Below are 14,453 nucleotides of genomic sequence, written 5' to 3'. Positions count from 1 at the left end.
GGTCCGCCGCCGCCCGCGGGCCGGTGCCCGCCTGCGGGCCGATGCCCGCCGGCCCGCCCCGCGGGGCGCGGGGGGACGGCGCGGCGTGGGCCTGACCGTCGTCAGCGTGGCCTATCCCTTCGCCCCGGTGACCGCCGACCCGGCGGGCGGGGCCGAGCAGGTGCTGGCGCAGATCGACCGCGCCCTGGTCCGCGCGGGGCACCGGTCGCGGGTGGTCGCGCCGGAAGGCTCCTGCACGGCGGGCGAGCTGATCGCCGTGCCCGCCGCGGACGGCGAGATCGACGAGACCCGCCGCGCCGCCGTGCACGAGCACGTGCGCGCGGCCCTCGCCGCGGCGACGCGCGAGGGGGATGCGGACGTCGTCCATCTCCACGGGATCGATTTCGGCCGCTACCTGCCCGCGCCCGGCACGCCGACGCTCGCGACCCTGCACCTGCCGCTCGACTGGTACGCGCCCGAGGCGCTCGCGCCGGGGCGCCCGGCGACGTGGCTCAACCCCGTCTCGGACGACCAGGCGCGGCGCGCGCCGGCGGGCCTGCGCCTGCTGGCGCCGATTCCCAACGGGGTCGACACCGAGGCCTACCGGCCCGGCGCGACGAGGCAGCCCTACGCCCTGGCGCTCGGCCGGGTCGCGCCCGAGAAGGGTTTTCATCACGCGCTCGATGCCGCCCGGATGGCGGGGGTCCCGCTCCTCGCGGCCGGCCGGGTGTTCGCCTACGCGGCGCACCTGCGCTACTTCGACGAGGAAGTCGCCCCGCGGCTCGACGCGCACCGGCGCTGGATCGGCCCGGTCGAGGGCGCGGCCAAGCGCCGGCTGATCGCCGAGGCCCGCTGCGTGCTGATCGCCTCGACGGCGCCCGAGACCTCCTCGCTCGTGGCCATGGAGGCGCTGGCGAGCGGCACGCCGGTGATCGCGTTCCGGGCGGGCGCGCTGCCCGACATCGTGGAGCACGGCCTCACCGGCCTCGTCGTGGACACCGTGGAGGAGATGGCCGAGGCGATCGGGCGGATCGGCGCGATCGATCCCGCCGCGTGCCGCCGCGCGGCCTGCGCGCGCTTCCCCGTGCGGCGCACCACCGAGGCCTACCTGCGCCTCTACGCGGAGCTGGCGGCATGACCGAGTCCGGGATCCTCGAGCACTGCGCCCGCGGCGCGATCTCGCCCCAGATCGCCCTCGCCCGGCTGCTGCTCGCGGGCGAGGAGCTCGACGTGCCGGCGCTGGCGCGCCTGGCCGCCGCGCGGCCCGACGCGCCCCGGCTCGCCGCCCTGGCGCGGCTGGCGGAGCATCACCGCGACCGCCTGGGGGCGCTCGGCCGGCTGGCCCGCTCGGGCTTGTGGCCGGGGGGGGACGACGTGCTGGCGGCGACCGCGGCCCTGTTCGACCGCCTCGCCGACGAGGCGCCCGAGGCGGGCGTGGCCTTCTACTCCCTCGGCGACCCCGCCGAGCTCGCCGCGGCCACCGACGAGCTGGCGGGCGTCATCCGGGCCTGGTCCCCTCCCGCGGGCCGCCGGGTGCTGGATTTCGGCTGCGGCATCGGCCGGGTGGCGATCGCCCTCGCGGACGAGGCCGGGACGGTCCTGGGGCTCGACCTGTCCGCCCGCATGGTCGCCGAGGCGCGGCGCCGGGCCGGCGACCGGGGCAACCTGCGGTTCGAGCGGAGCGAGGCGTGCCGCCTCCCCGTCGGCGCCGGCGAGGTGGACCTGCTCGTCGCCGCCGACAGCCTGCCGTTCGTCGTCCGCGCGGACGCCCTCGCGGGCTTCATGGCGGAGGCGGCGCGGGTGCTGGGACGCGGCGGCGACCTGCTCGTGTTCAACTGGTCCTACCGCGGCGATCCGGGGCAGGACGTCGCCGAGGCGCGGGCGCTGGCCGCCGCCTGCGGGTTCGAGGTGCTGCGGGCGGACGAGCATCCGTTCGCGATCTGGGACGCGGCGGCCTTCCACCTCCGGCGGGCCGCGTGACGCCGCAGGAGCACTGGTCGCTGTGGCGGAGCGACCCCCGCGCCACGCCCTTCCAGTCGCCGGCCTGGCTGGACGCCTGGTGGACGCATCTCGGCGGCGGAGACCGCCGCGACGCGGAGGTCCGCGACGCCGCCGGCACGCTCGTGGCGGCGCTGCCGCTGTTCGTGTGGCACGACGGCGCCGTGCGCCGGCTCGTGCCGGTCGGTGCCGGGCACAGCGACTACTGCGACGCGCTGATCGCGCCCGGCACCCCGGCGGACGGGCTGTGGGACGCCATCCTGGGCTGCGCGGAGCACTGGGACGAGCTGCTGCTGCCCGACCTGCGCGCCGATTCCCCTCTCCTCGGACCGCTGCCCCGCGGGTGGCGCGCCGTCGACGCGGAGGCGGAGACCTGCCCGGTGCTGACCCTGCCGGCGGCGGGCTCGCCGCTCGACGGCCTCACCCGGACGCAGCGCCGCAAGGTGGTGCACGACCGCCACCGGGCCGGGCGCCTGGGCCGCGTCGAGGAGGCGCTCGCGTCCCCGGAGGAGATCGACCCGGCGCTCGACGCCCTGTTCGCGCTTCACAGCGCCCGCTGGGCGCGCGCCGGCCAGGCCGGCGTGCTCGGGGATCCCCGCGTGCAGGCGTTCCACCGCGCGGCGGCGCCCGCGCTGGCGAGCGCCGGCTTGCTGCGGATCTCCACAGTCCGACGCGACGGCGCGACCGCGGCGGTCCTGTACGGCCTGGCCGACCCGCGCCGCTGGTACTCCTACATCAACGCCGTCGACATGAGCGAGCCCGGGCAGAGCTTCGGCACCCTCGCCTTCGCCTGCCTGATCGAGGCGGCCGCGGCCGCCCGCGCGGGCGAGTTCCACTTCCTGCGCGGCGAGGAGCCCTACAAGTACCGCTGGGGCGCCGTCCCGCGCCGGACCGTCCGCCGCACGGTGAGGCGCGCCTGATCCGGCCGTCCCGGCCCGGCGCGCGGCTCAAGCGGCGCGGGCCCGGTCCGATCGACCGCCGGGATCGGCCGGCCGGCCTCCGCGAAGGTTCCGAATGAGAGGCGCGCAAGAGTTCGGCGCCCGGAGGTCCGTCCGGAGCCCGCCGTCCATTGCGGCGTGAACGGCGCAGCCCTCGCCCGCCTGCATGCCCGCACCGGAGCGACGGCATCGGCCGAGCGTTGAAATTCCGTCCGGACTGCTCTTGTTCCAACATATACTTCAGAGTTCGACCATATAGTCTCACGTATCACCGGGAACGGCAAAAGCACGGCAAGCCTCGCGCAGGGTCGCCGGCCGCGCCGAGGCCTTGCGCCGAGGCTGGACCTGCATCAAAGCGGCGGGGCCGACCGTCATGCCGCACGGCGCGCCCCACCTCGTGAGCCGATGCAAGCCGTCCTCAACGCCGCCCTTCCGATCTTCTCCCTCATCCTGGTGGGCTTCGTGTGCGGGCGCACGGCCCTGTTCGGGCCAGCCGCCACCGACAGCCTGAACCGCTTCGCGGTCTACCTCGCGCTGCCGGCCCTGATGTTCGGCGCCATGGCGAGGATCACGCCCGAGCAGGTCGCGCAGGTCGGGTTCGCGGCGGCGTTCCTCGGCGGCATCGCGGCCGCCTTCGCGTGCGCCTTCGCCCTGGGCCTCCTGCGCAGCGGGCGCGTGGCCCAGGCCTGCATCGAGGGCCTGGACGCCGGCTACAGCAACGTCGGCTTCATGGGGATCCCGCTCTGCCTGCTGGTCTTCGGCCCGGCGAGCCTCCCGGCGGCCGTCATCGCCACGCTGTTCACGGCCTGCGTGCTGTTCCTGTTCGCCATCGTCGTGATCGAACTCGACCTCCAGAAGGGGGCTGGCCGGGCCGGAACGTCGCGCAAGGTCGTGCTCGCGCTGGTCCGCAATCCCCTGCTGATCGCCCCGCTCGCGGGGCTCGCCGTCGGCCTGACCGGGCTCGCCGTTCCCGGACCGGTCGAGCGCTTCGCGGCACTGCTCGGCGGCGCCGCCTCGCCCTGCGCGCTCGTGTGCATCGGCCTGTTCCTCGCACAGGAGCGGGTCGGGCTCGCGGATGTGCGGACGATCGGGGCCCTCGTCGGCCTGAAGCTCGTGCTGCAGCCCGCCGTCACGGCGCTCCTGGCCTACCAGGTCTTCGAGATGCCGACGCTCTGGGCCCGCGCGGCCGTGCTCCTCAGCGCCCTGCCGATCGGATCGGGGCCCTTCACGCTGGCCAAGCTCTACGGGCTGGACGCGGGGGTGACCTCCGGGGCGATCCTGCTCTCGCACGTCGCCTCGGTCCTGACGGTCTCGCTCCTCGTCGCGTGGCTCTCCTGAGGCGGCCCGGCGGGCGCGGCCCGCGACGACCGCCGGGGCTTGCCGCCCACCCGGGCCTGCCGCGGTCCTGGTGGCACGGAGCGCGATCGGAGTAACGTGCGGGCGCAACGAAGCAACACACGAGCCGGGAGGATTGCGCCATGATCCGACTGACCCGCCGCGCGATGGTCGCCGCCGGGGCCGCGGGCCTCGCCGCCCCGTGGGCCGCCCGGGCCGCGGAGCCCGACTTCCGGCTCAAGTTCGGCAACATCGTCTCGGGCGACCATCCGCTCAACCTCGCCATGGGCCGGGTCCGCGACCGGGTCGCGCGCGAGACCGGCGGCCGGGTGGTGATCGAGCTTTTTCCCAAGAACCAGCTCGGCTCGGACGCCGACATGCTGAGCCAGCTGCGCTCCGGCGCGCTGGAGATGTTCGCGCAGACCGGCGTCCTGATGTCGACCCTGGTGCCGGTCGCCTCCATCAGCGGCGTCGGCTTCGCCTTCCCGAGCTACGACAAGGTCTGGCAGGCCCTCGACGGCCCTCTCGGCAAGCACGTCCGGGGCGCCTTCGAGAAGGCGGGCCTCGTCTGCATGGAGAACTCCTACAACCACGGCTTCCGGCAGACGACCTCCTCGACCAGGCCGATCCGCACGCCCGAGGACTTCAGCGGGTTCAAGATCCGCGTCCCGCCCTCGCCGCTCTGGACCTCGATGTTCAAGGCGTTCGGGGCCTCCCCGGTCTCGATCCCGTGGGGCGAGACCTACTCGGCGATGCAGACGCGGATCGCGGACGGCCTCGAGCAGCCGCTGATCGGCCTCCTCGTCGACAAGATGTACGAGGTGCAGAAGTACTGCTCGCTCACGAACCACATGTGGGACGGCTTCTGGGTCCTCGCCAACCGCAAGTCCTGGGACCGCATGCCGCCCGACCTGCGCGCGATCGTGGAGCGGAACATCAATCAGGAGGCGCTCGCTCAGCGTCGCGAGGTCGAGCACCTGAACGCGACGCTGCAATCCGATCTGCAGTCGCGGGGCCTTCAGTTCTTCACCGTCAACAATGCCGATTTCCGGCAGAGGCTGGTCACGTCGGGCTTCTATCTGGAATGGCAGAAGCGCTACGGCGAGGAGGCCTGGGCGCTGCTGGAGGCCACCACCGGCAAGCTGGGCTGAGGCGAGGCCGCCCGCCGCGACCGCCCCGAGGACTGGGCCCGAGGCACGCGGCCGGCCCGGCCGTGCCCGGACCCCGACTCACGAAGGAGCCCGCGCGGCCGGCGCGGGCTCCGCCTCCCCCCGATCAGCGAGGAGCCCCGACCATGCCCGCCGCCGCAAGCCGTTTCGCCGACCTCGACGGGGCGACGCTCCACTACCGCGAGGCCGGCGAGGGCGACGTCGTCGTGCTCGTGCACGGCATCCCGCAGACCTCGCACGAGTGGCGCCACGTGATGCCGCGCCTCGCCGAGCATTACCGCGTGATCGCCCCCGACCTGCGCGGCCTCGGCGACTCGTCCCGCCCGGCCGGCGGCTACGACAAGAAGACGCTCGCCGACGACCTGTGGCAGCTCGTGCGCGGCCACCTCGGCGTCGAGCGCTTCTTCCTCGTGGGCCACGACTGGGGCGGTCCGGTCGCCTTCTCCCTCGCGGCGCAGCACCCGGACGCGGTGCGTCGGCTCGCGATCCTGGACGTCGTCATACCGGGCGACGGGGGCGACTTCTCGCAGGGCGGACGGCGCTGGCACCACGCCTTCTTCCGCACCCTCGACCTGCCGGAAGCCCTCTGCCACGGGCGCGAGGAACTGGTGGTCGGCTGGCTGTTCGACAATTACGGCCACCGCCCGAACTGCATCGGGCCCGAGGACCAGCGCGAGTACTTCCGCACCTACACGACCGTCGGGGCGTTCCGGGCCATGCTGGCCTTCTACCGAGCGCTGCCCGTGGACGCCGAGGACAACCGGGCGATCCTGGCGCGGAACGGCAAGCTCCGGATGCCGGTGCTCGCGCTCGGCGGCGAGAAGAGCTTCGGGCGCGGGATGGAGTGCATCGAGTCGCTGCGGCGGGTGGCCGAGGACGTGCGCGGCGGCCTCGTGAAGGAGTGCGGCCACTGGATCCCGGAGGAGCAGCCGGAGGTGCTGCGCGACGAACTCATGCGCTTCTTCGCCGAGGACGCGGGCTGAGGCCCGGTGCCCGAGGGGAGCCCGCATCCGCCGCGCGGGTCCTCACCTGCGCCGGTGCGCTCGCCCCGGGCTTCACCAGCCCGCCGACCCTGCTCCTGCTGGCCGCGGGCCGTGCCGAGCCTCGAGACCATGGCTTGCCGAGTGCGGCCGGCCGGCAATGTAAGGGCGATGACCTCCGCCCACCTCACCGGCCCCCTGCCCTCGCCGCCCGCCGATGGCGGCCCCACGCTCGACGCCCTCGCCCGCGAGCGGCTCGGTCGTTACCTCCAGGCCCTGTACGAGCCCGTTCTCGACGAAGGGCTGGATCCCCGGCTCGCCGAGCTGCTCCAGCAGCTCGACCGCGACAGGGCGGAGCAGCAGGGCGGGGAGCCGGCCTCGGGCGGGCGCAGCACCCGGGTGCTGAAGGGGTGACGCGCGGCTTCACGTGAGGGGATCGCGGCCCGGCCGGGTTCTCAGGCCTCCCGCGGGCCCGGGGCCGCGCCCGCGGGACCGGGACGGGACGCAACAATCGGCGCCATCCGCCTGAAACGGCGGGCCGGCATGGTTAACGCCACGCTTCGACTGGAAGCGCGCAGCCGCCCACCGGGCGCTGCCGGACGTCACGCCGAGCACGATCAAGGTCCAGGTCCCATGAACGCCATCGCCGTCGCCTTCACCGCCGCCGTCCTCGCCGGGGGCGCCGCCTACGCGCACGAAACCCTGACCCGCACGCCGTCTCGGCAGGCCGGCACCCTGACCTGCACCACCAAGCCGGACCTGAGCCTGGTGTTCGGCCGGACGCCGGTCGCCGACTGCACGTTCGTGTCCGACCGCGGCGACTTCAAGCAGACCTACGCGGCGATGCTCTCCCCCGTCCGGCGCACCCGGGACGTGACCGTGGCCGAGACCATGACCTGGAGCGTCATGACGGCGGACGGCTTCAGCCGGCCGAGCATGATCAGCGGGCCGTTCACGGCCCTGGCCGACCACCCCGACATCGTCACGGCGAAGGGCGCGCGTGACGCCGGGACCGGGCCCGTGAGCCTGAGGCTCGTCAGCCACTCGGGTCAGCGCGTCGCGAATTTCGCGCTCGGCAACCCGCGGATCGATTTCGCGGCCGTCGGCACGAGCCTCGCCCGCTAGGGCCGCGCCCGCCTCGACCGGAACGGGTGCGGCTCTCGCGCCGGGCGGGTCCCGGCGGCTCACCGGATCGGGCGTGGCCGGATGCCGGCTTCCGGCCGGCCCGCACGCCGGCCCCGGCGCACGGGGATCCCGCGTGCCCGGCGTCATCCGGCGCGGCAGCGCCTCCGATCCCCGCCTCCGCCCGCGGAGCGCGCCGTTCCTGCGCAGGCGGAGCCCGGGCCGAGGCTGCCGCCGCGCCGGATGACGCCGGGCGGTGCGGGCGCGCAGGAGCGGCCGAGCACGAGCGAGCGGACGGGTCCCATGCTGTTCATGATCATCGAGCGCTTCCAGGACAACGACATGGTGCCGGTGTACCGCCGCGTGCGGGATGCCGGGCGCATGCTCCCCGAGGGGCTGGAATACGTCGACAGCTGGGTCGAGCCGAGCTTCGCGCGCTGCTTCCAGCTCATGCGCTGTGACGATCTGCGCCTGCTGCAGGCGTGGGTGCTCGGCTGGCGCGGCACCGGGGTGACGTTCGAGATCGTTCCTGTCGTGCCGAGCCAGGACACGCGGACGATCGTCATGCCGCTCCTCGACCAGTCCGGCTGACCGCGACCGGCGGCACGATCCCGGAGGGTCGCCGGAGCACGGCCCGCAACGCGGCGCCGCGGCGTCCGCCGGCAGGCCCGCGACGGCGAACGGCCGGTGCCGGGCGCAGGCGCGCACCGGCCGCGGATGCGTATCGGCCGGGAAGCGCCGGGCGAGCGGCCGACTTCGCGTGCCGGCCCGGGCGGGCGGGGACGCGGCACGGATGCGCGAGGCCCTCGCGCCACCTGAATCAGGTCGAGCCGCCAGTCTACGCCCCGTGCCGAGGCGACCGCCAGCTCGCATGATCCTCGAGAACTCGCGGCGCGCTCACGCGATTACCGCCACGCCGCGCGCCTCGATCCGTCAGCGTGGGAAAGTCGTTGTCGCGAGATCTACTCGGCAGCCCAAACCAGTTTGGCATCCTGGTTGGATTGAGAGTTGATCAGCTTTCTGATCAGACTCGCCACGTGCTGCCGGACCGCCTCTCCTTGCTCCGACGGGTTGCCGGAACCGTACTCGACCCTGTATTTACTTGAGGTCGACATAATCTAATCTTTCATGTTGGAGGTTGATACAATGCTTGACTAATCTGCCGCGCGTCCGCATCTGTGCAGGCCGTGCGTTCTGATTGAAAGTAGGATGCCACTCGACAATAAGAGCATAATATTTACGCACAAATGCGGTGGAAGGCCAGTTAAATTTTTGTTCTGATTGATGCTACATGAATGCACGCGCAAGGTTCGATTGCACACTAAGAGGTTGTAGCGGCTAAACTTCTAGTAAGTGACGCCGAGAGGGACAGGCATGACCCGACGCTTCTACTTCGACCTGTTCAATGACTCGACCGTCATTCGTGACGAGGAAGGTGTCGAGGTGGATGATCTCGACGAAGCGCTGAAGCAAGCCTGGTTTACAATCGAAGAAATGCGTGAGAGCGGCGAACTCGAAACCTTAGCTGGCGATTGGCAATTCGCGGTCCGGGATGCCGTCGGCACGGTCCTGAAGATCCTGTCCGTGTCCTGACGGCGCCGCAGCGTGCCCGGCGCGGGCTGCGGAGGGGGTGGCGGGCTCGGTGCGGGCCGTCGCTCCATCGCCGGCCCCGGCGGCCGGCGCGGGCAGGCGCTCGAACCGTCCTCGCCCGGCCGGCGTTGGCCCAGGCCCCTCGAGAGGAATCGCCATGGCCGACGAGACCGACGACAAGCTGACCGCGCGGCCGCATCCGACGCGGAAGGACGAGGACACGGCGGCGCCGAAGGCCGGCGGACCGCTCACCGACGTGGGCAGCGCCGGCAAGGGCGACGCGAACGATCCCGGCCGCAATCCCGCCGGCGAGGAGACGCGGCGTCGAGGACAGTCGCGCGAGGGCGAGGTGTAGCCGAGGCCGGCGTGCCGGAGGCGTCGCGGCCCGGGACCGCGGCCCGCGGCGTCGCCCGTGGCCCGGTCCATGCCTGGCCGGGCTCGCGGGATCGTTCAGCGCGGAGGCCCTCACATGTCGGGCGACGTCGTACCCAGGACGCGAGGGTGGAGGGCCGTGAGCGGGACGGCCGATTCGGCCCGGATCCTGACCGTCACCGGCGAGGTCGCGCTCGGCAACGCCGACGAGTGGCCCGGCCTCGGCCCGTCCGAGCCGCCGGGCCCGGACCCGGCCATCCTCAACCTGGATCTCGAGGTCGCCACGGACGGGCCGGGCGCGCTGGCCCCGCACTGGGCCGCTATCCGTTTCGCCTGGCCGCTGCCGGCGGCGGGGCCGTCGAGCGTCCGGGTCATGTGGATGGGCGTCGAGGTGGCGTTCCTCCCCGTCGCCGAGGACTGAGCGCGCGGCCCGCGCGAGCGACGGGCCGGGCTGTCGCCTCGAGCGGTCGCGGGGGCGGGGTGAGCGCCTCGGTCAGGTGCCGGCGGATTGGTGCGAACGCCGCAGGAACCGCTCCGTCGCGGAGCCGACGACGGCGGCCACGAAGAGGCCGAAACCGGCGCAGGTGGCGGCAGGGGAGCTGGTCCAGAGCGCGGACCAAGGAAGCAGAGTGGCCATGGTGCATCGTGGATACAATCCACGGCAGGTTTTCGCGAGTTACAAATCGGTAAGGCTGCGCCTCGCGCCCTGCATGCGCCCCTCGGCGACGGGCATCGACGGGGCAGGCCTGCGCACGGTCGGAGCCCGTCCGGCACCGGGCCGGGGGCGCCCGGCGTCTCGGGCCCGAGGACTGGCGGCCCCCGGCGCGGCCGCCACGCGGCGCCGACGCGTTCGTCCCCGCACGTGTCCTCCGGCACGCTGACCTTCCGGCGTTTCCCTTAAGTTCGAGCTGATCTCAAGTTCGCGCAGATCTTGCGTTTCGGGAGGCTGGCGATGCTCGCTCACGCGCACCACGGTCACGACAAGCGTCATCGGCTCCTGCGCGCGCTCGACACGTCCGGCGTCGAGCATCTCTGGCTGTCGGGCTACACCGTGAATTGGGAAACCGGAAAGCCTCTGACCGGGAAACCCGTCAAGGACGGCAAGGCCCACACGCATTGCAGCGCCTTCGTTGCCGCAATCGCGATGCGTCTCAACGTCTACATCCTGCGGCCGCCCGAGCACGGGACCGTGCTGCTGGCCAACGCCCAGGGTTACTGGCTGCGCGACGTCGGGGCGGGTCGCGGCTGGCGCCCGCTGCTCGACGAGCGGCAGGCGCAAGCGCGGGCCGACGCCGGCGAACTCGTGGTGGCCTCGTACATCAATCCCGATCCGGCGGTGTCGGGCCACATCGCCTTCGTGCGGCCGGATTCCGGCCTCGCGGCCCTGGAGATCGCCCAGGCGGGGCACCACAACTTCGCGCGGGGCACCATGGATCAAGGCTTCGGAACGCGGCGCTGGCGCGTCCACTTCTACGCGCACGCGCTGTGAGTCCGGCGCCGGACGCGGCGCACCCGCCCGCCGGGCCGGGGCCTCGCTGCGGGCGGTCTCGGCCGGCGGACGCGAGCCCGCGTGCGGTCCCGCACATCGGCGGGACCCGGGGTGGTTTAGGAGACCTCCACCACGAGCAGCGGCATCCGACGGAACGCACGACGCTGCGACGGCTCGCCCTGCGGGCGCTCCGGAATGGGAGCAAGGCAATGAAGCATCCTATCCTTCATCGGCATCCGGACGGCTCCGCTCACTACACGCATTGCTACGGTGAGAACGACCGCCGGCCGTACCGCTTCGAGTGGCAGCGGCCGGCTCGGCCCGTCGCTCTGCGCCGCAGGGCGCTGTCGCGCTGGGTCCTGCTGGCGGTCGTGTCCGGGGTCGCGACCGCGGCGGCATGGGCCGCGATGCCGGAATCGCCCTGCGCGGGTGAGCGGATCGCCCTCTCCCACAACCACGTCGAGACGCTCTGAGGCGGAGCGGCCGTCCGGCTTGCCGGGCGGCCGCTCCGGCATCAGCGGGGCGCGCGAACCTCCCGATCCTGAGGCGAGCCGCCACCCGGGCGCGGTCCATGTCCCTGAGAGCGCCGTCGTCCGGATCCTGCCGCGTCCGCGTCAGGCCGAGGCCTGGGGATTGAAGACGACGTCCACCCAGTAGTTGGTCCGCTGGAAGGAGTTCGCCGGGAACAGGCTCGAGCCGCCGTAGGCGTAGACGCCGTTGCCGCCCGACGCGTCGCTCGCCGGCGCGGTGAGGGATCCGCTCGTGACCGCGTCGGCGAAATAGTTGGAATCGCTGGAGTAGTGTCCGGCGTCGGTGTGGTAGGAGGCGACGTAGGTCGTCCCCGGCGTCAGGGTCACGGGATTGGAGAAGGTGGCGGTCTGCCAGCCGCTCGCGCTCTCGTTGGTGAAGGTCGCGGTCGCGAGCTGCTGGCCCGTGCTCGACCAGATCTCGCCGGTATGGGTGCCGGTGTCCTGGCTGCCCTTGTAGAACCGGATCGCACTCACCGTGCCGGCGCTGGACGACTGGAACTTGACCCCGAGCTCGACCGGGCTCGAATCGGCGGTGTTCACGGTCGCAGGCGTCGCCGTGGCCGAGAACAGGCTCACCGGGCCCGTGCTCGCCTCCGCGACCTTGAAGCTGACGCTCGCCGAGGCGGTGCCGCCGCGCCCGTCCGCGACCGCGTAGGTGAAGCTCGCCGGGCCGGTGTAGCCGGTCGTCGGCGTGAACGTGATGGTGTTCGCCTGGGCGTTCAGCGCCACGGTGCCGTTCGTCGGCGCGCTCACCCCGGTGACCGTGAGCGCGTCGCCGTCCGGGTCGGTGTCGTTGGCGAGCAGCGTCGCGGCCTGGATGACGGTTGCGGTGTTCAGCGTCACTGTCGGGCCGGTGTCGTTGACGGCCACCGGCGGCTGGTCGGTGCCGCTCGCCGGGTTGAACTGGACGTCCACCCAGTAGTTCGTCGCCTGGTAGGAACTCGTCGGGAACAGAGTGCTGCTGCCGTAGGCGTAGACGCCGTTGCCGCCCGACGCGTCGCTCGACGGTGCGGTGAGGGGCCCGCTCGTCGTGGCGCTCGTGAAGTAGCTGCTGCTGCTCGAGTAGTAGCCGGCGTTGGTGTGGTAGGAGGCGACGTAGGTCGCCCCCGGCGTCAGGGTCACGGGGCTCGAGAAGGTCGCGGTCTGCCAGCCGCTCGCGCTCTCGTTGGTGAAAGTCGCGGTCGCGAGCTGCTGGCCCGTGCTCGACCAGATCTCGCCGGTATGGGTGCCGGTGTCCTGGCTGCCCTTGTAGAACCGGATCGCACTCACCGTGCCGGCGCTGGACGACTGGAACTTGACCCCGAGCTCGACCGGGCTCGAATCGGCGGTGTTCACGGTGGCGGGCGTCGCCGTGGCCGAGAACAGGCTCACCGGGCCCGTGCCCGCCGCCGCGACCGTGAGGCCGACGCTCGCCGAGGCGGTGCCGCCGCGCCCGTCCGCGATCGCGTAGGTGAAGCCTGCCGGGCCGGTGTAGCCCGTCGTCGGCGTGAACGTGATCGTGTTCGTCTGAGCGTTCAGCGCCACGGTGCCGTTGACCGGCGCGCTCACCCCGGTGACCGTGAGCGCGTCGCCGTCCGGGTCGGTGTCGTTGGCGAGCAGCGTCGCGGCCTGGATGACGGTTGCGGTGTTCAGCGTCACTGTCGGGCCGGTGTCGTTGACGGCCACCGGCGGCTGGTCGGTGCCGCTCGCCGGGTTGAACTGGACGTCCACCCAGTAGTTCGTCGCCTGGTAGGAACTCGTCGGGAACAGAGTGCTGCTGCCGTAGGCGTAGACGCCGTTGCCGCCCGACGCGTCGCTCGACGGTGCGGTGAGGGGCCCGCTCGTCGTGGCGCTCGTGAAGTAGCTGCTGCTGCTCGAGTAGTAGCCGGCGTTGGTGTGGTAGGAGGCGACGTAGGTCGCCCCCGGCGTCAGGGTCACGGGGCTCGAGAAGGTCGCGGTCTGCCAGCCGCTCGCGCTCTCGTTGGTGAAAGTCGCGGTCGCGAGCTGCTGGCCCGTGCTCGACCAGATCTCGCCGGTATGGGTACCGGTGTCCTGGCTGCCCTTGTAGAACCGGATCGCACTCACCGTGCCGGCGCTCGAGGCCTGGAACTTGACCCCGAGCTCGACCGGGCTCGAATCGGCGGTGTTCACGGTCGCGGGCGTCGCCGTGGCCGAGAACAGGCTCACCGGGCCCGTGCCCGCCGCCGCGACCGTGAGGCCGACGCTCGCCGAGGCGGTGCCGCCGCGCCCGTCCGCGATCGCGTAGGTGAAGCCTGCCGGGCCGGTGTAGCCCGTCGTCGGCGTGAACGTGATCGTGTTCGTCTGAGCGTTCAGCGCCACGGTGCCGTTGACCGGCGCGCTGACCCCGGTGACCGTGAGCGCGTCGCCGTTCGGGTCGGTGTCGTTGGCGAGCAGCGTCGCGGCCTGGATGACGGTTGCGGTGTTCAGCGTCACCGTCGGGCCGGTGTCGTTGACGGCGGTGGGCGGCTGGTTGGCGGTGCCGTTCGCCGGGTTGAACAGCACGTCGACCCAGAAGTTCGTCGACTGGTAGGTCTGGTCGGGGAACAGGTTGCCGCTGCCGTAGGCGAAGACGCCGTTGCCGCCCGACGCGTCGCTCGACGGTGCGGTGAGGGGCCCGCTCGCCGTGGCGCTGGCGAAGTAGCCGACGCTGCTCGAGTAGTGGCCGACATCGGTGTGGTAGGAGGCGACGTAGGTCGTCCCCGGCGTCAGGGCGACGGGATTCGAGAAGATGGCGGTCTGCCAGCCGTCCGTGGTTTCGTTGGTGAAGGTGGTCGTCGCGAGCTGCTGGCCGCTGCTCGACCAGATCTCGCCGGTGTGGGTGCCGGTGTCCTGGCTGCCCTTGTAGAACCGGATGCCGCTCACCGTCCCGGCTGTCGCGGTCTGGAACTTGACCCCGAGCTCGACCGCGTAGGTGTCGACCGTGTTCACGGTGGCGGGCGTCGCCGAGCCGG

Annotated in this window: 15 protein-coding genes; 14 read left to right on the top strand and 1 reads right to left on the bottom strand. The window is 72.7% G+C overall.

From position 1 onward, the window contains the following. The 14 genes from DT057_RS30350 to DT057_RS30285 all read left to right on the top strand — a co-directional run. On the top strand, positions 1 to 1,117 hold a 1,117-nt coding region (locus DT057_RS30350), incomplete at its 5' end, for a glycosyltransferase (RefSeq protein ID WP_244937410.1). Further along, a complete protein-coding gene (locus tag DT057_RS30345) occupies positions 1,114 to 1,959 on the top strand; it encodes a class I SAM-dependent methyltransferase (RefSeq protein ID WP_128565784.1) in 846 nt (281 codons plus the stop codon). The genes DT057_RS30350 and DT057_RS30345, both read left to right, overlap by 4 nt. After that, on the top strand, positions 1,956 to 2,897 hold the full coding sequence (locus DT057_RS30340; protein ID WP_128565783.1) for a GNAT family N-acetyltransferase: 942 nt from the start codon (positions 1,956 to 1,958) through the stop codon (positions 2,895 to 2,897). Before DT057_RS30345 ends, DT057_RS30340 begins: the two co-directional genes overlap by 4 nt. A gap of 423 nt (positions 2,898 to 3,320) precedes the next feature. Further along, complete coding sequence (locus DT057_RS30335; RefSeq protein WP_128565782.1) at positions 3,321 to 4,253, top strand: AEC family transporter; 933 nt, start codon at positions 3,321 to 3,323, stop codon at positions 4,251 to 4,253. A 140-nt stretch (positions 4,254 to 4,393) separates the two neighbouring features. Beyond that, entirely contained in the window at positions 4,394 to 5,401 is a 1,008-nt protein-coding gene (locus DT057_RS30330; RefSeq protein WP_128565781.1) for a TRAP transporter substrate-binding protein, read from the top strand. Between the two features lie 143 nt (positions 5,402 to 5,544). Continuing rightward, positions 5,545 to 6,402, top strand: coding sequence for an alpha/beta fold hydrolase (locus tag DT057_RS30325; protein WP_128565780.1), 858 nt, complete (start codon positions 5,545 to 5,547; stop codon positions 6,400 to 6,402). 168 nt (positions 6,403 to 6,570) lie between these two features. Continuing rightward, positions 6,571 to 6,813 carry a hypothetical protein gene (locus DT057_RS30320; RefSeq protein ID WP_128565779.1) on the top strand — a complete coding sequence of 81 codons (243 nt, stop codon included), beginning with the start codon at positions 6,571 to 6,573 and terminating at the stop codon, positions 6,811 to 6,813. Positions 6,814 to 7,032: 219 nt separating this feature from the next. After that, positions 7,033 to 7,524: a DUF992 domain-containing protein gene (locus DT057_RS30315; RefSeq protein ID WP_128565778.1), complete on the top strand. Its 492-nt coding sequence runs from the start codon at positions 7,033 to 7,035 to the stop codon at positions 7,522 to 7,524. A gap of 300 nt (positions 7,525 to 7,824) precedes the next feature. Beyond that, on the top strand, positions 7,825 to 8,112 hold the full coding sequence (locus DT057_RS30310; RefSeq protein ID WP_128565777.1) for a DUF3303 domain-containing protein: 288 nt from the start codon (positions 7,825 to 7,827) through the stop codon (positions 8,110 to 8,112). A gap of 783 nt (positions 8,113 to 8,895) precedes the next feature. Further along, positions 8,896 to 9,114, top strand: coding sequence for a DUF6894 family protein (locus DT057_RS30305; protein ID WP_128565776.1), 219 nt, complete (start codon positions 8,896 to 8,898; stop codon positions 9,112 to 9,114). Between the two features lie 154 nt (positions 9,115 to 9,268). Next, positions 9,269 to 9,466, top strand: coding sequence for a hypothetical protein (locus DT057_RS30300; RefSeq protein ID WP_128565775.1), 198 nt, complete (start codon positions 9,269 to 9,271; stop codon positions 9,464 to 9,466). A gap of 156 nt (positions 9,467 to 9,622) precedes the next feature. After that, positions 9,623 to 9,904 (top strand): hypothetical protein, encoded by a 282-nt coding sequence (locus tag DT057_RS30295; RefSeq protein WP_128565774.1) that lies wholly within the window; start codon positions 9,623 to 9,625, stop codon positions 9,902 to 9,904. A gap of 531 nt (positions 9,905 to 10,435) precedes the next feature. Then, a complete protein-coding gene (locus DT057_RS30290; RefSeq protein ID WP_128565773.1) occupies positions 10,436 to 10,972 on the top strand; it encodes a hypothetical protein in 537 nt (178 codons plus the stop codon). A 209-nt stretch (positions 10,973 to 11,181) separates the two neighbouring features. Further along, a complete protein-coding gene (locus tag DT057_RS30285; protein ID WP_128565772.1) occupies positions 11,182 to 11,445 on the top strand; it encodes a hypothetical protein in 264 nt (87 codons plus the stop codon). Positions 11,446 to 11,586: 141 nt separating this feature from the next. On the opposite strand, the gene DT057_RS30280 is transcribed toward DT057_RS30285, so the two are convergent. Further along, a partial coding sequence (locus DT057_RS30280; protein ID WP_128565771.1) for a DUF4082 domain-containing protein occupies positions 11,587 to 14,453 on the bottom strand: 2,867 nt, incomplete at its 5' end.

The organism is Methylobacterium crusticola (assembly GCF_003574465.1).
Lineage (GTDB): Bacteria > Pseudomonadota > Alphaproteobacteria > Rhizobiales > Beijerinckiaceae > Methylobacterium > Methylobacterium crusticola.
The sequence above is the reverse complement of the archived record's forward strand: the minus strand, read 5'-3'. Positions and strand labels throughout refer to the sequence as shown.

Bases quoted from the DNA above. Each gene is read 5' to 3' on its own strand.
- DT057_RS30305 (WP_128565776.1), top strand. From the start codon at position 8,896: ATGACCCGACGCTTCTACTTCGACCTGTTCAATGACTCGACCGTCATT.
- DT057_RS30325 (WP_128565780.1), top strand. From the start codon at position 5,545: ATGCCCGCCGCCGCAAGCCGTTTCGCCGACCTCGACGGGGCGACGCTC.
- DT057_RS30290 (WP_128565773.1), top strand. From the start codon at position 10,436: ATGCTCGCTCACGCGCACCACGGTCACGACAAGCGTCATCGGCTCCTG.
- DT057_RS30300 (WP_128565775.1), top strand. From the start codon at position 9,269: ATGGCCGACGAGACCGACGACAAGCTGACCGCGCGGCCGCATCCGACG.
- DT057_RS30315 (WP_128565778.1), top strand. From the start codon at position 7,033: ATGAACGCCATCGCCGTCGCCTTCACCGCCGCCGTCCTCGCCGGGGGC.
- DT057_RS30345 (WP_128565784.1), top strand. From the start codon at position 1,114: ATGACCGAGTCCGGGATCCTCGAGCACTGCGCCCGCGGCGCGATCTCG.
- DT057_RS30320 (WP_128565779.1), top strand. From the start codon at position 6,571: ATGACCTCCGCCCACCTCACCGGCCCCCTGCCCTCGCCGCCCGCCGAT.
- DT057_RS30330 (WP_128565781.1), top strand. From the start codon at position 4,394: ATGATCCGACTGACCCGCCGCGCGATGGTCGCCGCCGGGGCCGCGGGC.
- DT057_RS30335 (WP_128565782.1), top strand. From the start codon at position 3,321: ATGCAAGCCGTCCTCAACGCCGCCCTTCCGATCTTCTCCCTCATCCTG.
- DT057_RS30285 (WP_128565772.1), top strand. From the start codon at position 11,182: ATGAAGCATCCTATCCTTCATCGGCATCCGGACGGCTCCGCTCACTAC.
- DT057_RS30310 (WP_128565777.1), top strand. From the start codon at position 7,825: ATGCTGTTCATGATCATCGAGCGCTTCCAGGACAACGACATGGTGCCG.